General features: G+C 74.2%; 16 protein-coding genes and 1 pseudogene. 12 read left to right on the top strand and 5 right to left on the bottom strand.

Annotation, left to right across the window (positions count from 1 at the left end; translation table 11 throughout):
* Nucleotides 1-239: 239 nt before the first annotated feature.
* The 11 genes and pseudogenes from ACRWND_RS07980 to moeZ all read left to right on the top strand — a co-directional run bounded on the left by ACRWND_RS07980 (nt 240) and on the right by moeZ (nt 13,212).
* Nucleotides 240-1,445 carry a DUF3152 domain-containing protein gene (locus tag ACRWND_RS07980; protein ID WP_431947402.1) on the top strand — a complete coding sequence of 402 codons (1,206 nt, stop codon included), beginning with the start codon at nt 240-242 and terminating at the stop codon, nt 1,443-1,445.
* A 40-nt stretch (nt 1,446-1,485) separates the two neighbouring features.
* Entirely contained in the window at nt 1,486-1,602 is a 117-nt protein-coding gene (locus ACRWND_RS07975) for an Ms4533A family Cys-rich leader peptide (RefSeq protein WP_431947400.1), read from the top strand.
* 159 nt (nt 1,603-1,761) lie between these two features.
* A complete protein-coding gene (locus ACRWND_RS07970; protein ID WP_431947398.1) occupies nt 1,762-3,474 on the top strand; it encodes an ABC transporter substrate-binding protein in 1,713 nt (570 codons plus the stop codon).
* A 22-nt stretch (nt 3,475-3,496) separates the two neighbouring features.
* A pseudogene (locus ACRWND_RS07965) lies at nt 3,497-4,526 on the top strand (ABC transporter permease); the annotation flags it as partial.
* Entirely contained in the window at nt 4,471-5,418 is a 948-nt protein-coding gene (locus tag ACRWND_RS07960; protein WP_431947396.1) for an ABC transporter permease, read from the top strand. The pseudogene ACRWND_RS07965 and the gene ACRWND_RS07960, both read left to right, overlap by 56 nt.
* Entirely contained in the window at nt 5,415-7,061 is a 1,647-nt protein-coding gene (locus ACRWND_RS07955; protein ID WP_431947394.1) for a dipeptide ABC transporter ATP-binding protein, read from the top strand. The genes ACRWND_RS07960 and ACRWND_RS07955 overlap by 4 nt, the downstream gene beginning before the upstream one ends.
* A 248-nt stretch (nt 7,062-7,309) precedes the next feature.
* Entirely contained in the window at nt 7,310-9,100 is a 1,791-nt protein-coding gene (gene pelF, locus ACRWND_RS07950) for a GT4 family glycosyltransferase PelF (protein WP_431947392.1), read from the top strand.
* On the top strand, nt 9,097-10,140 hold the full coding sequence (locus ACRWND_RS07945; protein ID WP_431947390.1) for a hypothetical protein: 1,044 nt from the start codon (nt 9,097-9,099) through the stop codon (nt 10,138-10,140). The genes pelF and ACRWND_RS07945 overlap by 4 nt, the downstream gene beginning before the upstream one ends.
* 118 nt (nt 10,141-10,258) lie before the next feature.
* Nucleotides 10,259-11,179, top strand: a complete 921-nt coding sequence (locus ACRWND_RS07940) for an NAD-dependent epimerase/dehydratase family protein (RefSeq protein ID WP_431947388.1) — start codon at nt 10,259-10,261, stop codon at nt 11,177-11,179.
* On the top strand, nt 11,167-11,928 hold the full coding sequence (locus ACRWND_RS07935) for a spherulation-specific family 4 protein (protein WP_431947386.1): 762 nt from the start codon (nt 11,167-11,169) through the stop codon (nt 11,926-11,928). The genes ACRWND_RS07940 and ACRWND_RS07935 overlap by 13 nt, the downstream gene beginning before the upstream one ends.
* Before the next feature lie 105 nt (nt 11,929-12,033).
* Nucleotides 12,034-13,212: an adenylyltransferase/sulfurtransferase MoeZ gene (moeZ, locus tag ACRWND_RS07930; RefSeq protein WP_431947384.1), complete on the top strand. Its 1,179-nt coding sequence runs from the start codon at nt 12,034-12,036 to the stop codon at nt 13,210-13,212.
* A 120-nt stretch (nt 13,213-13,332) separates the two neighbouring features.
* On the opposite strand, the gene ACRWND_RS07925 is transcribed toward moeZ, so the two are convergent.
* The 4 genes from ACRWND_RS07925 to ligD form a co-directional block, all read right to left on the bottom strand.
* Entirely contained in the window at nt 13,333-14,202 is an 870-nt protein-coding gene (locus ACRWND_RS07925) for a glycerophosphodiester phosphodiesterase (RefSeq protein WP_431947382.1), read from the bottom strand.
* A gap of 240 nt (nt 14,203-14,442) precedes the next feature.
* On the bottom strand, nt 14,443-15,510 hold the full coding sequence (locus ACRWND_RS07920; protein WP_431947380.1) for a phosphotransferase family protein: 1,068 nt from the start codon (nt 15,508-15,510) through the stop codon (nt 14,443-14,445).
* Nucleotides 15,507-16,628 carry a hypothetical protein gene (locus tag ACRWND_RS07915; protein ID WP_431947378.1) on the bottom strand — a complete coding sequence of 374 codons (1,122 nt, stop codon included), beginning with the start codon at nt 16,626-16,628 and terminating at the stop codon, nt 15,507-15,509. The genes ACRWND_RS07920 and ACRWND_RS07915 overlap by 4 nt, the downstream gene beginning before the upstream one ends.
* 183 nt (nt 16,629-16,811) lie before the next feature.
* Complete coding sequence (gene ligD / locus ACRWND_RS07910; protein WP_431947376.1) at nt 16,812-17,852, bottom strand: non-homologous end-joining DNA ligase; 1,041 nt, start codon at nt 17,850-17,852, stop codon at nt 16,812-16,814.
* 118 nt (nt 17,853-17,970) lie between these two features.
* Between ligD and ACRWND_RS07905 the strand changes: the two genes are divergently transcribed.
* On the top strand, nt 17,971-19,023 hold the full coding sequence (locus ACRWND_RS07905; protein ID WP_431947374.1) for an ATP-dependent DNA ligase: 1,053 nt from the start codon (nt 17,971-17,973) through the stop codon (nt 19,021-19,023).
* Between the two features lie 121 nt (nt 19,024-19,144).
* On the opposite strand, the gene ACRWND_RS07900 is transcribed toward ACRWND_RS07905, so the two are convergent.
* On the bottom strand, nt 19,145-21,922 hold the full coding sequence (locus tag ACRWND_RS07900; RefSeq protein ID WP_431947372.1) for a lysylphosphatidylglycerol synthase domain-containing protein: 2,778 nt from the start codon (nt 21,920-21,922) through the stop codon (nt 19,145-19,147).
* Nucleotides 21,923-22,105 lie beyond the last annotated feature (183 nt).

The following is a 22,105-nucleotide window of genomic DNA, read 5'->3' as shown; positions in this document are numbered from 1 at the left end:
CCCCCCCCCCCCCCCCCCCCCCCCCCCCCCCCCCCCCCCCCCCCCCCCCCCCCCCCCCCACGCCCCCGCCGCGGACGGGCGGGCCGGGCCAGGCGCCCGGCGGGCCGGCGCCAGGCGGCCGGGACGGCTTCCGGTCCGGCGGCTCCGGGGACGGTCACGAGGACGTCGAGGGCCACCCCCATCCCGAACACCGGGAGCACGCGGCCTGGGGCCGGGCCGGTTCCTGGGCCGCCCCGCGCATGCCGCGCGGGGCGCGGCCCGCCGATCTGGCGGACCTGCCCGGTACCGAGTCCCCCCGGGGCGAGGGCTCCTCGGCCGGGTCCCGGATATCCGGCTTCCCGCGGCAGCGCCGGGCGCCCGGCGCCGGCGCGGGAGCCCGCAGCACCCCGGGGCCGCGGAAGGACTTCGTCGAGGCCTTCGACGTTCCGGCACCCGCCGCACCCGCCGCACCCGCCGCACCCGCCGCACCCGCCGCACCCGCCGCACCCGCCGCACCCGCCGACCCGGCCTCCCCTCCCCCGTCCGGTCCGGCCTCCCCTTCCGGTCCGGCCGCCACCGAACTCGGGGCGCCCGCCGAGGACGCCCCGCCGGCCGCGCAGGCCGGGGGGCAACCCGAACGGCGCAAGAAGGCCGCCGCATCCCGCGCTCTCAGCGGCGCCGCCGCCGCGGCGGTCGTGACCGTGCTGGCCGTGGTGGTGGCGGGCCAGATGGCCGGCGGGGGTGAGAAGCGTCACCCGTCCGCCGCCGCGTCACCGGCAGGCAGCCGGAGCGCGGACGGCTCCGCGTCCCGCTCCGAGGGCCGAGCGACCCCCTCGGCCTCACCCTCCGCGGTCGCCACCCCGCTCACCTACGGCCAGGCCATGGCTCAGACCTACCCGCTCGACCCGCACCTGCGGCTGTCCGGGACGTTCCAGACCGTGGGCGGCCACGAGAAGGCGCCCGGCAAGGGCAGACTGCTGCGGGTGCGGGTGGACGTCGAGAAGGGGCTGCCGCTGGACGCCCGGGTCTTCGCGGACGCGGTCTACAAGACACTGAACGACAAGCGCAGTTGGGCGCACGCGGGAACCCGTTCCTTCGAGCGGGTCTCAACGGGTCCCGCGGACATCGTGATCACTCTGGCGAGTCCGGGAACGACGGCCGCCTGGTGCGCCAAGTCCGGTCTGGACACGACGATTGACAATGTGTCATGTGACGCGGCGTCGACCCCGCGGACGATGATCAACGCGTACCGCTGGGCCCAGGGCGCCAAGACCTACGGCCCGGACCGGATGCTCACCTACCGCGAGATGCTGATCAACCACGAGGTCGGGCACCGGCTCGGTTTCAACCATGTGCTCTGCCCCAAGCAGGGAGCCCTCGCCCCGGTCATGATGCAGCAGACCAAGTTCCTCTCCTACGGGGGCCTGACCTGCAAGCCCAACGCCTGGCCCTACCCCCGGGGCTAGCTTTTTGACATCGGGCGATTAATCGTTCAATGTTTTCGACATGCCGCACTGCCCTGCCTCAGACGCCGACGCCAGCATCGAGCTGGCGCTCATCGGCGTGGCCGGGCACTGCGTGGCCGACATCCTGTGTCGGTGCTCCACGGTGCCGGGCGCTTAACAGGGAACGTTCCCTCCTTCCGCCCCGGTCCTTCCGCCCGTGGGCACAGCGCTCGACGCACACTCGAACTCCCCGGCCTCCCCTTGGGGCCGTCGCCGCTGCCTGCGGGCCTTCCACAGCCCTGCCCACGCCATCTCGCAGCCGCGAAAGGGATTCTCGATGCCTCACCCGTCCGTCACACCCCGCCGTCTCGCAGCGGCGGCCGTCGTCCTGGCCATCACCGGTGGCGCCGCCGCATGCGGCCCGGAGGACAACGGGGCCAAGGCGGCCGACGGCAAGCCCGCCAAGGGCGGCACGCTCTACGTCCTCAACCAGTCCCCGCAGGAGGACTTCGACCCCGCCCGGCTCTACACCTCCGGCGGCGGCAACATCCCCGGACTGGTCTTCCGTACGCTGACCACCCGCAACCGCGAGAACGGCGCGCCCGGTACGAAGGTCGTCCCCGACCTCGCCACCGACACCGGCACGCCCAACAAGGACGCCACGGTGTGGACGTACCACCTCAAGGACGGCCTGAAGTACGAGGACGGCAGCCCGATCACCACCGCCGACATCAAGTACGGCATCGAGCGCTCCTTCGCCGCCGAACTGTCCGGCGGCGCCCCCTACCTGCGCGACTGGCTGATCGGCGGCAAGGACTACCGGGGCCCGTACAAGGACAAGAACGGCCTGTCCTCGATCGAGACCCCGGACGCGAAGACCATCGTCTTCCACCTGAACAAGCCGGAGGGCGACTTCCCGTTCCTGGCCACCCAGACCTCCTTCGCCCCCGTGCCCAAGGCCAAGGACACCGGCACCAAGTACGAGAACCACCCCTTCTCCTCCGGCCCCTACAAGGTCGTCAGCAACGAGAACGACGGTGAGCGCCTCGTCCTGGAGCGCAACACCCACTGGGACCCGCAGACCGACGGGGAGCGCGCGGCCTACCCGGACCGCATCGACGTGAGCTCCGGCCTCGACGCCGCCGTGATCAACCAGCGGCTGTCCTCCGGCTCCGGCAAGGACGCGGCGGCCGTCACCACCGACACCAACCTCACCGCCGCCGAACTCGCCAAGATCACCGGTGACAAGGAGCTCGCGGGCCGGGTCGGCACCGGCCACTTCGGCTACACCGACTACATCGCCTTCAACCCGAAGGTGAAGCCCTTCGACAATCCCAAGGTGCGCCAGGCCATCTCCTACGCGGTCGACCGCAGCACCGTCGTCAACGCTCTCGGCGGCTCCTCGCTCGCCGAGCCGGCCACCACCTTCCTGCCCGCGCAGAAGGCCTTCGGCTACGCACCGTACGACGCGTTCCCGGCCGGCAAGAGCGGCGACGCCGCCAAGGCCAAAGAACTGCTGAAGGAGGCCGGCTACCCGAACGGCCTGACCGTCACGCTGACCCACGACACCGCCACCGGCGACGAGCAGGGCCCCGAGGTCGCCACCGCCCTGCAGGACGCCCTGAAGAAGGCCGGCATCACCGTCCGGCTGCAGGGCCTGGAGTCCAGCGCCTACAGCGAGAAGATCCACAGCGTCAAGACCGAGCCGGGCTTCTTCCTCTCCGGCTGGGGCGCCGACTGGCCGTCCGGCGGGCCCTTCCTGGCCCCGATCTTCGACGGCCGGCAGATCGTCAAGGACGGCTACAACTTCAACAGCGCCCAGCTCGACGACCCGGCCGTGAACAAGGAGATCGACGAGATCAACAAGATCACCGACCTCCAGGCGGCCGCCGCGCGCTGGGGCGCCCTGGACAAGAAGATCGGTGAGCAGGCGCTGACCGTGCCGCTGGCGTACCCCGTCTACAAGCGCCTGTACGGCAAGGACGTCAAGAACGTCGTCATCAGCGACTGGACCGGTGTCCTCGACGTCGCGCAGGTCGCGGTCAAGTGACCACCACTGATGTGCTCGCCGCGCCCGGCAGCTCTGGCGGCGGCTGCGCGCCCAGCGCGCCGCACTCGCCGGTGTCGCCGTGATCGCCCTGCTCGTCCTGGTCGCCCTCGCCGCCCCGCTGCTGGCGGCGCTGGAGGGCCAGGACCCGAACTCGTACCACGCCACGGCCGTCGACTCCGCCCTCGGCGGCGTCCCGATCGGCTCCTTCGGCGGTGTGAGCGCCGACCACTGGCTCGGTGTCGAACCCGGCACCGGGCGCGACCTGTTCGCGCGGCTCGCGTACGGCGCGCGCGTCTCCCTCGGCATCGGCGTGGCCGCCACCGTCGTGCAGGTCGCCATCGGCGTCGCGGTCGGCCTCGCCGCCGGACTCGGCAACCGCTTCCTGGACAACCTGCTCAGCCGGACCACCGACGTGATGCTGGCGCTGCCCACCCTGGTCTTCTCCATCGCCCTGCTGGCGATCGTCCCCGCCGGCTTCCCGCGTCCGGTGCTGCTCGTGCTCGTCCTCGGCCTGCTCGGCTGGGGCGGCACCTCCCGCATCGTCCGGGCCCAGACGCTGAGCCTGAAGTCTTTGGACTATGTGGCCGCCGCCCGGCTCGGCGGCGCCGGAACCTGGCGGATCGCCCGCCGCGAACTGCTGCCGTCGCTTGCCGCGCCCGTGGTGACGTACAGCGCGCTGCTGGTGCCGTCCAACATCGCCTCCGAGGCCGGACTGTCCTTCCTCGGCATCGGCGTCAAGCCGCCCACGCCCTCGTGGGGGCAGATGCTCTCCTCCGCGACCACCTGGTACCAGGCCGATCCGACGTACGTGCTGCTGCCCGCCGGCCTGATCTTCGTCACCGTCCTCGCCTTCACCGTGCTCGGCGACGGGGTGCGCACCGCACTCGACCCGCGGGCGGGCAGCCGGCTGCGGGCCGTGACGCGCAGGCGCAAGGAGGCGCGGTCATGACGCTCCTCGCCCGGTTCGCGCTCCGCCGGCTGCTGGCGGCCCTGCTGGTGCTGCTGGTGCTGAGCATCGCGGTCTACGCGCTCTTCTACGTCCTGCCCGGTGACCCGGCGCAACTGGCCTGCGGGCCCAAGTGCTCCGCCGACCAGGTCGCCCAGGTCCGCACCCAGCTCGGTCTCGACGACCCCGCCTGGGCGCAGTTCGCGCACTTCCTGCACGGCCTGTTCGCCGGTTCCGACATCAGCACCGGAGTCGGCACCGAGCACTGCGGCGCCCCGTGCCTGGGCTTCTCGTACCAGAACGGCGAGCAGGTCACCTCGCTGCTCGCCCACCGGCTGCCGGCCACCGCCTCGCTCTCCCTCGGCGCGATGGTGCTGTGGCTGCTCATCGGTGTCGGCAGCGGCGTGCTCTCGGCGCTGCGCCACGGCGGGCTCACCGAGCGTCTGCTGACCGCGGTCACCCTCGCCGGCAACGCCGTGCCCGTCTTCATCATCGGCATCCTGCTGATGCTGCTGTTCGTCTCGGTGCTGGGCTGGCTGCCCTTCCCGTCCTACGTCCCGCTCACCGAGGACCCCGAGCAGTGGGCTTGGAACCTGGTGCTGCCCTGGCTCTCCCTGGCCATCCTCGAGAGCGCCAAGTACGCCCGGCTCACCCGCAGCTCCATGCTGGACACGCTCTCCGAGGACCATGTGCGGACCTTCCGCGCCTACGGCGTGCGCGAGCGCTCCGTCGTCGGACGGCACGCGCTGCGCGGCGCCCTGCCGCCGGTCATCGCGCTGACCGCGCTCGACCTCGGGACGATGTTCGGCGGCGCGGTGCTCACCGAGTCGCTCTTCGGCATCCCCGGGCTCGGCAAGAGCCTGGTGGACTCGGTGAGGACCGAGGACCTGCCGGTGGTCGTCGGGCTCGTGCTGGTCACCGGGTTCTTCGTGGTACTCGCCAACGCCCTCGCGGACGTCCTGTACGCGGTGGCCGACCGACGGGTGGTGCTGTCATGACGTCACCGCTGATCGAGGTCGAGGACCTCACGATCGACTTCCCCACCGGCGCGGGCACCGTCCGCGCGGTGGACGGGCTCTCCTTCTCCCTGGCGCAGGGCGGAGCCCTCGGCATCGTCGGCGAGTCCGGCAGCGGCAAGAGCGCCACCGCCTTCACCCTGCTCGGACTGCACCGCGGCAGCGGCGCGCGGATCGGCGGCTCGGTGCGGGTGGCCGGTGTCGACGTCCTGACCGCGCAGGAGAAGGACCTGCGCGGGCTGCGCGGGGGCCTCGCGGCGATGGTCTTCCAGGACCCGCTGTCCTCGCTCGACCCGTACTTCGCGATCGGCGACCAGATCGCCGAGGTGCACCGGGTGCACCACCCGCAGGCGTCCCGGCGGGCGGCCCGCGCGCGGGCCGTGGAGGTGCTCGACCGCGTCGGCATCCCCGACCCGGCGAGGCGGTCCCGCTTCCGGCCGCACGAGTTCAGCGGCGGCATGCGCCAGCGCGCCCTCATCGCCATGGCGCTGGCCTGCGAGCCGCGGCTGCTCGTCGCGGACGAACCGACGACGGCGCTCGACGTCACCGTGCAGGCGCAGATCCTCGACCTGCTCGGCGATCTGCGGCAGGAGACCGGCATGGGGCTGCTGCTGGTCACCCACGACCTGGGCGTGGTGGCCGGGAGCGTCGACGAGGTCCTGGTGATGAAGGACGGCCGTGCCGTGGAGCGCGGGCCGGTGGGCACCGTACTGGGCGCGCCCCGGCAGCAGTACACCCGCGACCTGGTGGCCGCGGTCCCACGCGTGGAGACGGCGAAGCCGCGGGGCGCCGCCGGGGGTGAGGTCCTGCTCGAAGCCGTCGGCCTGCGACGGGAGTTCGGCCGGCGCGGCGCCAAGGCCGCGGCGGTCGACGGCGTCTCGCTGACCGTGCGCACGGGCGAGACGCTCGGCGTCGTCGGCGAGAGCGGCAGCGGCAAGACGACGCTGGGGCGGATGCTCGTGGGGCTGCTGGAGCCCACGGGCGGCGAGCTGCGGCTCTTGGGCGCGGGCTCCGGCGCGTCCGGCTCCGGCTCCGGTGCGTCGGCCTTCGGCGCGCGGGGGCTGCAGATGGTCTTCCAGGACCCGGTGTCCTCGCTCAACCCGCGGCGCAGCATCGGCGAGTCCATCGCGGACCCGCTGCGGACGGCCGGGGTGCTCGACGACGCCGCGATCGTCGCCCGCGTACGGGAGCTGCTGGAGCGGGTGGGGCTCGACCCGGCCTGGTACCACCGCTACCCCCACGAGTTCAGCGGCGGACAGCGCCAGCGGGTCGGCATCGCGCGGGCGCTGGCCCCCGAGCCGCGGCTGATCGTCTGCGACGAGCCCGTGTCCGCGCTCGACGTCACGACACAGGCCCAGGTCATCGAGCTGCTGGGTGAACTGCAGCGGGAGCTGGGGCTCGCCCTGGTCTTCATCGCCCACGACCTGGCCGTGGTGCGCCAGGTCAGCGACAACGTCGCGGTCATGCGGGCGGGCCAGGTCGTGGAGTACGGGTCCGCCGCACGGGTCTACGACGCCCCGGAGCACGAGTACACCAAGGGGCTGCTGGCGGCGGTCCCGGTCCTCGACCCCGAGGAGTCCGCCGTGCGCCGGGCCGCCCGCCGCGCCCTGGCGGCCACCGCCTGACGCGGTCGGGGCGCGCCTGGTGCCGGTGGGCGCGGCACGCGTGGACGGTGCCCGCGCCCGGCGACGGGACCGTCCCCGTCCACCCGGGACACCCGGCGAACGTGTAGCCGGTCGCAACGCACAACGCCGGGGAAAGTCACGTCTCTTCACCCCTTCCGGTGGCGCGGCGGACGACCGTCCGCCGTGCCACCGCTTCGCCGGAATACGGTCATCCCGCCCGAACAGACCGGTGCGGAGAGGGGGCAGACGTGCGTGTGGCGTTACTCGCGGAGGGTGGTTATCCGTACACCCGGGGTGAGGGGAGCGTCTGGGTCGACCGGCTCGTGCGCGGGCTTGCCGGCCACGAGTTCGCGGTGTACGCGCTGGGCGGGAGCGAACGCGTCGTGGCCTCGGGCATGATGGCGCTGCCGCCCCAGGTCGAGCAGGTGCGCACCCTGCCGCTGTGGGGGCCCGCGCCGGGGCACGGCGCCGGGACCGGCAGGGCGCGCCGACGGCGGGCGCACGTGCTGGAGCGGTACCGCGACCTCGTCGCCGTCCTCGCGGGGGACGCCGGGGCCGACGGCGTGGCGGACCGTTTCGCCTCCGCGCTCCACGGCCTCGCCGTACTCGCCCGCGAGGACGGCGGCCTTCCGTCGCTGCTCCGCTCCGAGCACGCGGTGCGGGTACTGGAGGAGGTCTGCCGGGCGCCCGGCGCGCGCCCCCTCGTCGCGGAAGCCGGGGTGGGCGACCTCCTGCTCGCGGCCGACCAGGTCGAGCGCGTGCTGCGGCCGCTCTCCGCGCCCTGGTACGACGAGTTCGGCGACGCCCTCGCCACCGCCGATCTCTGCCACGCGGTGACGGGCGGCACCGCACTGCTTCCCGCGCTGCTGGCCAAACGGTTCTTCGGTACGCCGCTGCTGGTCACCGAGTACGGCGTGCGGCTGCGCGAGACCCTGCTGCGGCACCGCGCCGCGGGCCTGCCCGCCCCCGTACGCGCTCTGCTCGCCGCCTTCCACCGCCATCTGGCGGGCGAGGCGTACCGCAGGGCCGACCTGGTCACCCCCGGCAACGCCCACGCCCGCCGCTGGCAGGAGCACTGCGGCGCCGAGCGGGACCGCGTCCGTACGGTCTACCCCGGCTACCAGGGGTGTCTGCCCGAACCCGTCTCCGAGGCCGAGGGCGGGGACCCCACGCTGGTGTGGGTCGGCCGGGTCGAGCCCGGCAAGGACCTGATCGGGCTGCTGCACGCCTTCGGGGAGGTGCGCAAGGAGGAGGCCGGGGCGCGGTTGCGGGTCGTCCGTGCCGGCGCGGACGACCCCGGGTACCTGGAGCGGTGCCGCTCCCTGGCGGCGCAGCTCTTCCCGGACGAGGCGGCCGACGCCTACGCGGCGGGGGAGAACCCGGTCACCTTCGAGGAGCTGGGCGCGCCGGGCGCCGCCGCGCTGCCCGACGCCTACGCGGCGGGGGACGTGGTCGTCCTCTCCAGCGTCGTCGAGGGGTTCCCGGTCACCCTGGTCGAGGCCATGTTCTGCGGCCGGGCCACCGTCTCGACGGATGTCGGGGCGGTACGGGAGGTCATCGGGGGGACCGGCCTGATCGTGCCGCCCCGCAACCCCAAGGCGCTCGCCGAGGCCTGCGTCGCCCTGCTGCGCGACACCGAGCGCCGCCGTCGGCTCGGCGCCGCCGCACGCGAACGCGCCCTGGAGCTCTTCACCGTCGAGCGGAACCTGGCGGCGTTCCGCGAGATCTACCTCGACCTGGTCGCCCACGCGCCCGGCCGCCCGGCCCCGCTGCGCGACCCCGACGGCACCCCCGTCCCCTTCGGGCGACCCGCCGAATCCCGCGTCCGGGGCCGCTGGACGGCCCGGCCCTCCTGGGCGCTGGCCGCCCGCGAACCCGCGCCCGCCGCCCGCGAACCCGCGCCCGCCGCCCGCGAACCCGCGCCCGCCGCCCGCGAACCCGCGCCCGCCGCCCGCGAACCCGCGCCCGCCGCCCGCGAACCCGCGCCCGCCGCCCGCGAACCCGCGTACGCCGGGGCCGAGAGGCGGGAGCGCGCATGAGCCACGCGCGGGTGGGGGAGACCGGCACGAGCAGGAGCGGCCCCCGCAGACGCGGCCCCGCCGATCCCGTCCGGTCCCTGATGCACCGTCATCGTCAGTTGTGCGCCGAGGCCGTGGACCCGCTGGAGATCGTGGCGGGGCTGGAGGCGCAGGGCGTCACCGACCGCGTCGCGGGGGGCTTCCGGCACCGCGACGTCTTCACCCTCGCCGAGGAGCTGTACGCACGGGTGCCCCGCGCCGCCACCCCGCCCGCCGCGGGCGGGCCGACCGGCCGCCCGGCGCTGCTGCTCACCCTCGTGCCCGGCGCCGTCTGCGCCGCCGCGAGCGGGGCGCTGCGCGTGCTGCCCGCCGTCACCGTCGTCGCCGTGGCCGTGCCGCTGCTCCTGCTCGCCCTCCTCGCCGCCCTGCGCCGCGGACCGCTGCGGGCGCCCTACGGCACGGGCCCGGGCGGCGCGGTGTGGAGCTGCTGGCTGGTGGGCTTCGGGCTCTGCGGGCCGAGCGTCCTCGACGGATTCGCCGGGGGCGTGCTGCCCTCCGAGGCCACCGCCGAACTGACCGCCCTGGCGCTCGGCCTCGCACCGGCGGCCTGGTGCGCCCACCGCTTCGCGGTGCGCTCCCGGGGCCATCTGCTGCGCAGCCGGTCCCTGGAGGAGTTCGGCGGCGCCGTGCGGCCGATGCTGGCGGGCACGCTCGCGCTCTTCCTCGGCTGTGTGCTCGCGCTGCTGTACGCAGCCCGCGCCGTGGCCGGGGCCCCCTTCGAGCCCGCCGCGCCGGCCGGTCCGGCCGCGCTCGCCCTGCTGCTGTTCACCGCCCGGCTGCTCGCGGTGCACGGCCAACCCGACCCGGCCGCCATCGTCACCGGCATCGCCTGCGCCGGTGAGGCCGTCGCGCTCGCCGCCGCCCTGCTGGACCGCCTCCCCCTCCCGCCGGCCGCCGTCCCCGGCGCGGCCTGCGGCGCCGCCGCCCTGGCGCTGGCGGCCCACGCCCTGGCCACGCTCTCGCGCGCCACCGCGCACCCGGCCCCGGCAGCGCCGCGATGAGCGGACGGCGGCCGATCAGGCCCGGCACACCCAGCAGTTCGGAAGAAGAAGCCAAGGAGCTACCCACGATGACCCACCCGCACCCCCGGCCACGGCACGCGCAGCGGAGGCGCTCCCGATGAGAGTCCTCCTCCTGGGCGCCAACGGATTCATCGGCCGCCACGTGGCCGAGCGGCTGCTGGCGGACCCCGCCGTGCAGCTGACCGCGCTCGGCCGCAGCGACGACGCCGACGTGCGGTTCGACCTGTCGTCCGGCAGCCCCGGCGCACTGGCCCGGTTCATGGACGCCGTCCACCCCGGGGTCGTCGTCAACTGCGCGGGCGCCACACGCGGCGGGGCACGCGAACTCACCCGGCACAACACCATCGCGACCGCGTCCGTGTGCGAGGCCATGCGCCGCAGCGCCACCTCGGCCCGGCTGGTCCAGGTGGGCTGCGCCGCGGAGTACGGGCCCTCGCCCACCGGTTCCTCGACGGCCGAGGACGCGGTGCCCCGGCCCGGCGGCCCGTACGGGGTCAGCAAGCTCGCGGGGACGGAACTGGTGCTCGGCTCCGGACTCGACGCCGTCGTGCTGCGGGTCTTCACCCCGGTCGGGCCGGGGACGCCCACCGCATCGCCGATCGGGCGGCTCGCGGAGGCGATGCGCCGGGCCATGCAGACCGGCGACGGCGACCTGAAGCTGACCGGCCTCGCTGTGCAGCGGGACTTCGTGGACGTACGCGACGTGGCCCGCGCCGTGCACGCGGCCTCGCTGTCCGCCGCCCAGGGCCTGGTCAACATCGGCACGGGCCGAGCCGTGCCGCTGCGCGAGGTCGCGGCGTCCCTGGCCCACGCCGCGGGCTACGCGGGCGCCCTCCACGCGGTCGAGGACCCTCACGCGCCGGCGAACGGCAGTGGCCACCCCCACTACCCGGACGGCTGCGGCGCCTGGCAGCAGGCCGACATCCGCACCGCCCGCGACCGCCTGGGATGGCGCCCGCGCATCGCCCTCGAGGAATCCCTGGCCGACGTCTGGATGGAGGCGGCATGCCGCGTGTGAACCCCAGCGGCCTGCGCAAGCCCGTCGACCGCTGCGACGGACTGGGCTTCGGCGTCCCCGCGTACGCGCACCCGCTGGTCGCCCCCGGCGAATGGGCCGAGATGGCCCGCCCGAAGGCCCCGATGCACTGGGTGGTGCTCAACGCCGCCCGCGGCCCCGGCGCCCGGGTCGACCCGCTCTACACGGAGGCGTGCGCCCGGTTGCGCGACGCCGCCGTGCCCGTGCTCGGCTATCTGGACACCCGGCACGGGGCCCGCCCCTTCGGCCAGCTGGTCGCCGACGCGCACCGCTTCCTCGACTGGTACCGGGTCGACGGCTTCTACCTCGACCGCGCCCCGACCACGAGTTCGGAGTTGTCCGACTGCCGGCGGGTGATCACCACCCTGCGCGCGCTGCTGAGCGTGGCGGGCGGCAGTACCGGGCACATCGTGCTGGGCCACGGCTGCCATCCCTACGAGGGCTATGCCGCGGTCGCCGACCAGTTGGTGACCTTCGCCGGGCCGTGGACGCAGTACCGCTGGTCCGAGGCCCCGGAGTGGACGGCCGCGCACCCGCCGGAGCGCTTCTGCCACCTGGTGCACGGCGTCCCCGCCCCGCACCTGGAGAACGCCATGCGGATCGCCCGCTGGCAGGGCGCGGCGACGGTCTACTTCACCGACCGCACCGACCACGCGGCCTGGGACGGCCTGCCGGGTTACTGGGCCGAGGCCTCGCGCATACTGCGCCGACAGCCGCCGCCCACTATGTGACCACCGATCGTCTCGAGTCCCGGGACGGCGGTCTCGGAATGAAGAAGGGCGTGGCAGTGTTACGGGAATAACCACCGTAGTGATCGATCGACAAACGGAGTCCCCGTGTCGCTGCCACCCCTGGTCGAGCCGGCCGCCGAGCTCACCGTCGACGAGGTCCGCAGGTACTCCCGCCACCTGATCATCCCCGATGTGGGGATGGACGGGCAGAAGCGGCTGAAGAACGCGAAGGTGCTCTGCGTGGGCGCCGGCGGCCTCGGGTCGCCCGCCCTGATGTACCTGGCGGCCGCCGGTGTGGGCACGCTCGGCATCGTGGAGTTCGACGAGGTCGACGAGTCCAACCTGCAGCGTCAGATCATCCACAGTCAGGCGGACATCGGCCGCTCCAAGGCGGAGTCCGCCCGGGACAGCATCAAGGGCATCAACCCCTACGTCGACGTGGTCCTTCACGAGGAGCGGCTCGAGGCCGAGAACGTGATGGACATCTTCAGCCAGTACGACCTGATCGTCGACGGCACGGACAACTTCGCGACCCGCTACCTGGTCAACGACGCGTGCGTGCTGCTGAACAAGCCGTACGTCTGGGGCTCGATCTACCGCTTCGACGGCCAGGCGTCGGTCTTCTGGTCCGAGCACGGCCCCTGCTACCGCTGCCTCTACCCCGAGCCCCCGCCGCCGGGCATGGTCCCCTCCTGCGCCGAGGGCGGCGTCCTCGGCGTGCTGTGCGCGTCCATCGGCTCCATCCAGGTCACCGAGGCCATCAAGGTCCTCACCGGCACCGGCGAGCCGCTGGTCGGCCGGCTGATGATCTACGACGCCCTGGAGATGCAGTACCGCCAGGTCAAGGTCCGCAAGGACCCGGACTGCGCGGTGTGCGGCGAGAACCCGACCGTCACCGAGCTCATCGACTACGAGGCCTTCTGCGGCGTCGTCTCCGAGGAGGCGCAGGAGGCGGCGATGGGTTCGACGATCACTCCGAAGCAGCTCAAGGAGTGGATCGACGACGGTGAGAACATCGACATCATCGACGTCCGCGAGCCGAACGAGTACGAGATCGTCTCCATCCCGGGCGCGCGTCTGATCCCCAAGGACGAGTTCCTCATGGGCAACGCCCTCCAGGACCTTCCGCAGGACAAGAAGATCGTCCTGCACTGCAAGACCGGCGTCCGTTCCGCCGAGGTCCTCGCGGTGCTGAAGTCCGCGGGCTTCGCCGACGCGGTCCACGTCGGCGGCGGTGTGATCGGCTGGGTCAACACGATCGAGCCGCACAAGCCGGTCTACTGAGCGCGGCGCCCGCTCATCAGCGGGCCTGACGAAGCCCACGGCTCCCAGCTGCGATGCCGTGGGCTTCTGTCGTCTCTGTCCGACGGCACTGCCGAGCGAGTCGGCCGGGCGCCTTCCCGGTCACTGCACGCCGTTGCGGATGACGTCCGGGCGGTTGGTGATGATGCCGTCGGCGCCGAGGGCGGCCATGCGGACGGCGGTGGCGAGGTCGTCGACCGTCCAGGCGTTCATGCGCAGCGGCTTGCCGTCGGGGCCCTTGACGCTGTGGACGGCCTGCACATAGGCGTAGGTGACGTCCTTCGCGTCCGGATTGATCTGGTCGGCGAAGGCCGCGTACTCCTTCAGGCAGGAGACCGGCGGGCTTCCCAGGAACCCGGTGACGACGGCCGGGCGCAGCTCGTGGGTCCGGCGCAGGGCGTCGGCGTCGAAGCTCTGGATGACCAGCCGGCCGGAGAGGTGGGCCTGGTCGAGCCAGCCGGCCTTCTCGAGGGCGTCGACGGTCTGCTTCTCGATACCCGGGTAGAGCTCGGGCCGCTTGAGTTCCAGCAGCAGGCCCTGCCGGTCCTGGTCGAGCAGGCGCAGGTACTCCTCGAGGGTGGGGACGCGCTCGCCGCTGAAGTGGGGGGCGAACCAGACGCCGGCGTCGAGCCGGCGGATCTCGGCAAGGGTGAAGTCGGCGACGCGCCAGGGGGCCCGGTCCGGGAAGACCTGCTCGACGTCGGTCGTGCGGTTCAGCGTCGCGTCGTGGATCACGACCAGGGCCCCGTCCTTGGTGCGCTGGACGTCGTTCTCCACCCACGTGATGTGCTGCTCGTGGGCCCGGCGGACGGCCGCCAGGGTGTTCTCGGGCGCCTCGGTGGAGGCGCCGCGGTGGGCGAAGACCGTGGGGGTGGAGGGGTCCGCGGGTGCGGCGTGGGCCGGCATGGTGACGCACGCGGAGGCGCCCAGGAGGATGGTGGCCGCGACGGTACGGGCGAGGCTCTGGTGCATGCGTACTCCTCACGACGGCGCGGGGCCCCCTCATGACCGAGGGTCGCAGCCCGTACCAGGACATGTCGGTGTACGGCAAGGCAGACGGGTGAACGGCGTCATCCCGTTCCCCCGTCAGAGTGGCACGCGCGGCGTCCGGTCGCAGGTCGTAGCGCCGGCGCCCTGCCGGCCGGGCGGCACCCCGCCGACCGGGCCGGGCGGGGTGCCGCCGCGCCCCCGGGCACGGGGCCGGGGCCGGGGTCAGCGGTGGCGGCCCTCCGTCATCGCCTCCAGCGTGTCCCGGTGCGGGATCAGGGCGTCGGGGTCGGCCGGCATCTCGCGCTGCCCGAAACGGACCTGGCGGTGGCCGGCCCGCAGCATCACGACCGCGTGCCGGAGCGCGGCGTACACGAGGTGGAAGTCGAGGTCACGCGGGGTGTGCCCGGTCAGCTCCGCGTAGGTGGCGGCCGCGCGGCCGGGGTCGAGGAAGTCCGGCATGCCGGGGAATCCGGCGGTGACGGTGAGGTCCTGGAAGAAGCGGTGCTGGTGCAGCAGCCAGGCCAGGTCGAGTTCCCGGGGACCGGCGGAGGCCGTCCCCCAGTCGAGGACGGCGGCCGGGGTGAAGTCCGCGTCGTAGGCGATGTTGCCGATCCTGGCGTCGCCCAGGCTGAGCACGGACGCGCCGGGGTCGGCGGGCCAGTGCTTCTCCACCCAGGCGAAGGCCCGCTCGACGAGGGGGGAGCGCGCCGTCCCGTCGACGACCCACGCGTAGTGGGCGCGCAGGGCGTCCACATGCGCGCGCAAGGTGCCCTCGCCCGGCAGGGTGTGGAGGTCCGCGAGGACCCGCAGCGTCGAACGCTCCAGCCGCGCCCGGTCCTCCGCGGAGGCGTCGAAGAGCCAGTTGCCGCCGAAGGTGTAGGGCATGGTGTCCGGCGGCACGCGCCCGGGGACGCGCTCCCTGACGAAGAACGGCGCGCCGAGCGGATCGGGGTCGGTCTCCAGCCACAGCAGTTCGGGCACGGGGACGCGGGTGCGGGCCGCGACCGTCCGGATGACGCGGTACTGCGCGGCCATGTCGTACGCCGGGAAGAGGGGGTAGCCCTCCGGGTCGCCGGCCAGCCGCAGCACGCAGGGACGGATGCGCTGGCGGGCGGTGCCCGCCGGATGGGGGACGGCCAGGTCGAACAGGACGGTCTCGCCGGGCACCGCGTCCGAGGCGGGCAGGCGCACGTTCCGGCTGCGGGCCCCGGGGTGCTTCTCGGTCAGCCACGCGTCGAGCCGGCTGCGCAGCAGCAGGGGGTCGCGGGTGAGGGTGCGCACCGTTGTCACAAGGCCTCCTGACCGGTGGAGCCGCTGGAAGTGGGGCGGCCGAAGCCGCCGTGCTCAAAGATGCCGTAGCCGACCCGGCCGTCCCAGGCGAAACGCGCGGTGTGGCCGGTGACTTCGTACGCGGCGGGTGCTGTGACCGACGGATCCGTCAGGTCATAGGCATGGCGGTCGACCCCTCCACGGCGGCCCTGCCCCCCGGTGTGCCGCCCGTCGCGGGCGGGCCGCGGGCGGCCGGTCCCGACGGTGGGCGGGCCGGAGAGCAGCACCTCGGCCTCGATCCTCCCGCCGTCCAGGTGGACGACGGCCGAGACGGGTGCCCGGGTGCCCTCGCGGTAGGCCACGTCGACCCTGGCCCGGCCCAGTCGCCGGTCCGGGCCGCGCTCGGTGATGTGCAGGGCCTCGTCCAGGGATCGGTAGCCGTCGGCGTCCTGCTGGGCGGTCAGCGCCACGAAGCGGTCGTCGAAGCGGATCGCCATCCACAGCCAGGGGAAACCGCGCGGACGGTGCCCCTCCCCGGCCTGCCCCGGAGCCTGGCGGGGCACCGGGTGCGCGTCCCGGCTGCGGTCCCGGGTGGCCGTCCAGCGGCCGCGTTCCACACGGATCTCCTCGCCGTCGCCGGTGCGGACGACTCCGTGGCAGGTGCCGGCCTGGACGAAGCGCCTGGCCTGGGGGAAGAGCCGGCCGTCGCGGAAGGGCGTGTGGTGCGGCTCCTCGACGGCAGGGAAGGCCGCCTCCCACTGCAGGTCGTAGGAGAGGAACTCGTCGTCGCAGGTCAGCCGGAGCCTGTGGAGCGGTTCCAGGACGTCGAAGCGGAGCGGACCGACCTGCTGCCGTGTGCGGTCCTCCCCGAGCGTGTCGCGGGCGCGCACCGCGAGGACGCCGGTGCCGCGGGTCAGGGTCGCGTGGGCGTAGGCGTAGGCGTCGGCGTCCGCGCTGCCGGGGCCGGGGCCGTGGTGCACGCCGAGGCCCGCGACAAGCAGGGTGCGGCCCTCGTGGTCGAGGAAGTGGAAGGTGGAACGGTCGTGGGCGTCCCCGCCGGGCCCGACGGGGTGGTGTGCGGGCCGGGCGCTCCGAGGGATCGGGTGCTCGTCCGGGGGCACGGGTCGAGGCGCGGGCATGAGGCTGATGATGCGGCGGCGCGCTCGCGGTGGGAAGGGGTCGTGCGGCGGCCATTCGCCCTGCGCGGGGCCGCGCGCCCTGCCGCGCCCGCGCGCTCCGGACGCGCCACCGCCGCGCCCGCGTGCCCCGGACGCGCCACCGCCGCGCCCGCCGAGCGCCGCGGCGCCCCCGTCGCGTCCCCGTCAGCGCTCGCCGGTCCCGCCGGTCTTGCCGTCCGGCTTGCGCCTGGCCCTGCTCGGCTGCACCCGCGTCGGCTCCCCGGGCATCTTGGGGTGGTCCGGCGGGTACGGCAGGTCGCCCAGCCCGTGGTCGCGTTCGTCGCGCTCGGCCAGTTCAAGGACGGCGTCCAGCCGGCAGGCGTGCTCCTCCATTCCGGCGTGGACGTCCCCCAGCTCGGCGTACCGCGCAGGCATCGTGGACAGGTCGAAGTCCCGCGGGTGCACCTGCGGCACCTCCTCCCAGCGCAGCGGCGCCGAGACCGGGGCATGCGGCCTGGGCCGTACGGAGTAGGCGGAGGCGATGGTGCGGTCGCGCGCGGTCTGGTTGTAGTCGACGAAGATCTTCTCGCCCCGCTCCTCCTTCCACCACGCGCTGGTGACCTGCCGCGGCATCCGCCGTTCCATCTCGCGGGCGAGGGCGATCGCGGCCCGCCGCACTCCCGTGAACGTCCACTCCGGCTCGATGGGGACGAAGACGTGCAGGCCCCGCCCGCCGGAGGTCTTGGGCCAGCCGCGCAGGCCCAGCTCCTCCAGCAGACCGCGCAGTTCGCCGGCGACGCGCACCGCGTCGGAGAAGTCGGTGCCCGGCTGCGGGTCGAGGTCGATGCGCAACTCGTCAGGGTGGTCGAGGTCCGCCCGCCGGACCGGCCAGGGGTGGAAGGTGAGGCAGCCGAGGTTGGCGCCCCAGACGACCGCGGCCACCTCGGTCGGGCAGATCTCGTCGGCGTGGCGGCCGGAGGGGAAGCGGATACGGCCGGTGGGGATCCAGTCGGGGGTGTTCTTCGGCGCGCGCTTCTGGAAGAACGACTCGCCCCCCACCCCGTCCGGGTAGCGCTCCATCGTCGTCGGCCGGTCGCGCAGCGCCCGCAGGGCGCCGTCCCCGACCGCGAGGTAGTAGCGGGCCACGTCCAGCTTGGTGAAGCCCGGTTCCGGGAAGTACACCTTCCCCGGGTTCGAGATCCGGACCGTCCGCTCGCCGACGGTCAGCTCGACCGCCTCCGCCATGCCGTCACCGCCTCTCCCGTCCCTGACTGCCCCGAACTGTCCCCGGACTGTCCCCGGCTGTAACCCGACACGGTAGGGCCGACGGGCGGGTCGCGCCTGCCGGGCGGACAATCGCGGCATGGACCTCCCGGTGATGCCGCCCGTGAAGCCGATGCTCGCCAAGTCCGCCGCCGCGATCCCGCCCGGCATGCTGTACGAGGGCAAATGGGACGGGTTCCGCGCCATCGTCTTCCGGGACGGCGCCGAGGTCGAGATCGGCAGCCGCACCGGCAAGACCCTCACCCGCTACTTCCCCGAGGTCGTCGAGGCGGTCCGCGCCGAACTGCCGCCGCGTGCCGTCGTCGACGGGGAGATCGTCGTCGCCCGGGAGGGCCGGCTCGACTTCGACGCGCTGCTGGAACGCATCCACCCCGCCGACTCCCGGGTGCGGCAGCTCGCCGAGCGCACCCCCGCCTCCCTCGTCGCCTTCGACCTGCTGGCGCTCGGCGACCGCTCCCTGATGGCGGACCCGCAGACATGGCGCCGCCAGGCCCTGGTCGACGCGCTGGGGCGGGCACGGGCCCCGGTGCACGTGGCGCCCGCCACCACCGACGTCGAGCTCGCGCGGCGGTGGTTCGACCAGTACGAGGGCGCGGGACTGGACGGCGTCGTCGCCAAACCGCCGGACCTCGGCTACCGCCCCGACGAGCGCGTCATGCTCAAGGTGAAGCACGAACGCACCGCCGACTGCGTGCTCGCCGGCTTCCGCTGGCACAAGTCCGGTCCCGTCGTGGGCTCGCTGCTGCTCGGCCTGCACGACGCCCGCGGCCGCCTCCAGCACGTCGGCGTGTGCGCGTCCTTCTCCATGCGCCGCCGCGAGGAACTGGTCGGGGAGCTGGAGCCGCTGCGTACGGAATCCGCCGAGGGCCACCCCTGGGCGGACTGGGCGGAGGCCGAGCCCGGGGGCCGCATGCCCGGCGCCCAGAGCCGCTGGAGCGCCGGGAAGAACCTCTCCTGGATCCCCCTGCGGCCCGAGCGGGTCGTGGAGGTCGCCTACGACCACATGCAGGGCGACCGCTTCCGGCACACCGCCCAGTTCCGCCGCTGGCGCCCCGACCGCGACCCCGCCGACTGCACCTACGCGCAGTTGGAGGAGCCGGTCGGCTACGAGCTCGCGGACATCCTGCGCTGAGCCGCGCCTGCCCGGGGCTCGGGACGCGTACGGGCAGGCCCGCCGCCGGCCCCGCCCTGTCCGCGGGGCCGCGCGGAGGGCCGCGAGGAGGCCGGGGCGGGAGCCCGCGCGGGCTCCCGCGTCACAGTGCCTGCCGCCGGGTGAGCTGGGTGAACGCCAGCCAGCCGGGCAGCACGGGCAGCCAGAAGGTCAGCACCCGGAACAGCAGTACCGCCGAGGTGGCGGTCGCCGAGTCCAGGTGCCCGATGGTGGTCAGACCGGCGATCAGCGCGCCCTCGACCGCCCCCAGACCGCCCGGTGTCGGGGCCGCCGAGCCCAGGGCGTTGCCCGCCAGGAACACCACGGCGATCGCCGCGAAGTTCACCTCACCGTGGAAGGTGCGGATGCTCGCGTCCAGGCACAGCACGAAGGCGAAGGTCAGCAGCAGTGTGCCGCCGATGCCGGTGACGAGCTTCATCGGCTGCTGCAGCACGTCCAGCATGCGCGGCACCACCCCCGCGAACAGCGCCCGCACCCGGGAGGAGACGAAGCGCCGCAGCGGTGGGACGGCGGTGACGACCAGGAAGAGCACACCGGCCGTGAGCAGGCCCGCCATCACCGTCCGGGACGGCGACAGCGAGGGCGTCTTCTCCGTGCCGGTGATGTAGCCGAACACCAGCAGCAGGCTGATGTGCGAGCCGAGGCCGACCAGCTGCGAGGCCCCCACGCTCGCCACCGCCAGGCCCGGGCGTACGCCGGACTTCTGCAGGTAGCGCGTGTTGAGCGCCACACCGCCGATCGCGGCGGGCGCCACCAGCTTCACGAAGGAGCCGGCGACCTGCGCCAGCGTGGTGCGGACGAAGGACAGCTTCTCCGGCACGAAGCCGGACAGCGCCATCGCGGCCGCGACGTAGCTGAGCGCGGAGGCCAGCGCGGCAACGATGACCCAGATCCAGTTCGCCTCGCCGAGCAGGGTCGTCGGGTCGATGCTGCTGATCTGGGAGAGCAGGAAGTACGCGGCGAAGGCGCCCGCGATGATGCTGATCAGCGTGCGCGGCCGCACCCGTTCCAGCCGCACCGGCTCCACCGGCGCCTGCGGGCGGATCAGCAGCACCTGGTGACGGATCCGGGTGAGCAGATCCTCCTCGCGGGACTCCTCCAGCGCGTCCTCGATCGCCTTCTTCTCGGCCCGCCGCTCGGCCTTGCTCTCCTTGCCCGGCTCCTTGTCGCCGGCTCCGCCGTCCGCCCCCTCCGCCGGCCGCGCCCGGGAGGCGGTCAGCACGGCCTCGCGTTCGCGCTGCGCCCGCTCCCTGGCGAGCTGCTTCAGCGCTGCCCGGGTGGTGCGGCTCAGCGCGATCGGCTGCAGCAGCGGCAGGGAGTCGGCGACGGCGTCCGGCCCCAGCACGGCGACGGCCGAGGCCACCGACCGCTCCGGGCCGACGCGCAGCGCCAGGGTGGTGAGCAGCTGCGCCACGTCCATGCGCAGCACGATGTCGCCCGCGGCGATCTCCCCGCCGCGCAGGTCGGTGAGGAAGACGTTGCCGGAGCGGTCGATCTTCAGGGCCTCGCCGACCAGCCTGCGGTGGGCGATCCGCCGCGACTGCAGCGCCCGCACCTGCTCCCAGGCGCCGCGCAGCACATCGTCGGTGATCTCCTCGTCCGACAGCGCGTCCAGCGAGCGGCCGCCCATGTGCTCGTAGACCAGCATCACGGCGTCCGGGCCGAGCTCCGAGGTGGCGATCAGCCGTGGCGCCCTGGCGCCCGCGGCGTTGGCCGCGTAGGCCAGCAGCGCCTCCTGCTCCAGCGCCTGGCGCAGCGACTGCAGGCCGCGCCGCTGGGTGATCCCGCGCAGCTGGAGGCGGCGCCACATCCGGTAGAAGAAGCCGTGCGCCTGCTGCTCGCGGTCCACCACCGTGACGTCCAGCAGCGGGCCGTCCTCCAGGGTCACCAGATAGCGGCGGCCCCGGTCGGAGTCGGGCCCGTCGGGGGATTCGTCCTCCGCGCGGACGGCCGTCAGCGGGGCGAAGCCCACCCGGCGCAGGCCGGCGAGCAGGTTCTGGCCGGTCGGGCGTACGTTCGGCGAGCCGACCCCGTAGAGGGTGCCGTAGGCCACGGTCCAGCCGATGAGCACCGTCACGATGATCGAGAACGGTGTGGTGAAGCCGCCCACGAGCACCGCGAAGGAGTCCACGACCAGCACGAACCACAGCGCCACCCGCCAACGCGGGCGCCGGGCCATGCCGACCGCCGTCATGTAGGCGATCACCGGGGCCAGGTAGCCGTGGACGGGATCGGTGATCCCGCCGCCGGGCGCGTCGCGGGTCAGCGCGTCCCGGATCGCCACCGGCGCCGCGCCCGACACCCACAGGTCGGTCGCGAGGGACACCCCGTGGGCCAGGACCGCGGCCAGCACGCCGTCCGCGATGCGCAGCCCGTCCCGTTTGATCAGGCGCTCCACGGCGAACGCCACGGGCACGATCAGCACCGCCACGGTCGCCAGCAGCCCGGCGACCGTGATCAGCGGCTCGGGCGCGTGAGTGGCTCCCTCGGCGATGTCCTGCTCCACACCGGAGGTCGTCGCGTGTGCGAAGCCCGCGATCATCAGCACGACCGCGATGCCGAGCAGCCCGAAGAGGAAGCGCATGAGGTCGACGGGCCGGTGCACGCGCGCGGGGAGCAGCGGCTCGTCCCGCGCGACCGGGTCGGTGTGCGGGGATTCGCCGCCGGGGGGCTGCGCTGAGTCGGGTTGCTCCACCACGGTCCGGGGTGCGTCGGGCTCCCCGGTGCCGGGCTGCGTCGCGCCGATCTGCTCCGCGCGGGGCTTGGGGGGCTCCCCGTCGGCGAGGCCCTCGGCGCCGTCGGTGGTCTCGGCGCCGCCGGGCCGGTCCGGGCTGTCGACCGCGGGCCTCGCAGGGGTCATGGCCTGCTCCGCGGCCGACGCCGCCGATGTGGCGCGGCTCTCATCGGGCGGGGCGTCCCCGGACGCGGGCACGGCCTGCCCGGCGTTCTCGTCCGGGGTCGCCGGGGCGTCGTCCCCAGGGCCCTTGGAGGCAGCAGGTACCGCGTGAGCGGCTCCGTTCCCGCTCACGTCGTGCTCTCCGGC

It is taken from the genome of Actinacidiphila sp. bgisy167 (genome assembly GCF_965342175.1).
In the GTDB taxonomy this organism is placed as follows: Bacteria; Actinomycetota; Actinomycetes; order Streptomycetales; family Streptomycetaceae; genus Actinacidiphila.
This window is presented reverse-complemented; position numbering and strand designations above follow the sequence as displayed.

Bases quoted from the DNA above. Each gene is read 5' to 3' on its own strand.
- ACRWND_RS07925 (WP_431947382.1), bottom strand. From the start codon at position 14,202: ATGCACCAGAGCCTCGCCCGTACCGTCGCGGCCACCATCCTCCTGGGC.
- ACRWND_RS07915 (WP_431947378.1), bottom strand. From the start codon at position 16,628: ATGCCCGCGCCTCGACCCGTGCCCCCGGACGAGCACCCGATCCCTCGG.
- ACRWND_RS07935 (WP_431947386.1), top strand. From the start codon at position 11,167: ATGCCGCGTGTGAACCCCAGCGGCCTGCGCAAGCCCGTCGACCGCTGC.
- ACRWND_RS07970 (WP_431947398.1), top strand. From the start codon at position 1,762: ATGCCTCACCCGTCCGTCACACCCCGCCGTCTCGCAGCGGCGGCCGTC.
- ACRWND_RS07955 (WP_431947394.1), top strand. From the start codon at position 5,415: ATGACGTCACCGCTGATCGAGGTCGAGGACCTCACGATCGACTTCCCC.
- ligD (WP_431947376.1), bottom strand. From the start codon at position 17,852: ATGGCGGAGGCGGTCGAGCTGACCGTCGGCGAGCGGACGGTCCGGATC.
- ACRWND_RS07945 (WP_431947390.1), top strand. From the start codon at position 9,097: ATGAGCCACGCGCGGGTGGGGGAGACCGGCACGAGCAGGAGCGGCCCC.
- ACRWND_RS07900 (WP_431947372.1), bottom strand. From the start codon at position 21,922: ATGACCCCTGCGAGGCCCGCGGTCGACAGCCCGGACCGGCCCGGCGGC.
- ACRWND_RS07940 (WP_431947388.1), top strand. From the start codon at position 10,259: ATGAGAGTCCTCCTCCTGGGCGCCAACGGATTCATCGGCCGCCACGTG.
- ACRWND_RS07980 (WP_431947402.1), top strand. From the start codon at position 240: ATGCCGCGCGGGGCGCGGCCCGCCGATCTGGCGGACCTGCCCGGTACC.
- ACRWND_RS07975 (WP_431947400.1), top strand. From the start codon at position 1,486: ATGCCGCACTGCCCTGCCTCAGACGCCGACGCCAGCATCGAGCTGGCG.
- ACRWND_RS07905 (WP_431947374.1), top strand. From the start codon at position 17,971: ATGGACCTCCCGGTGATGCCGCCCGTGAAGCCGATGCTCGCCAAGTCC.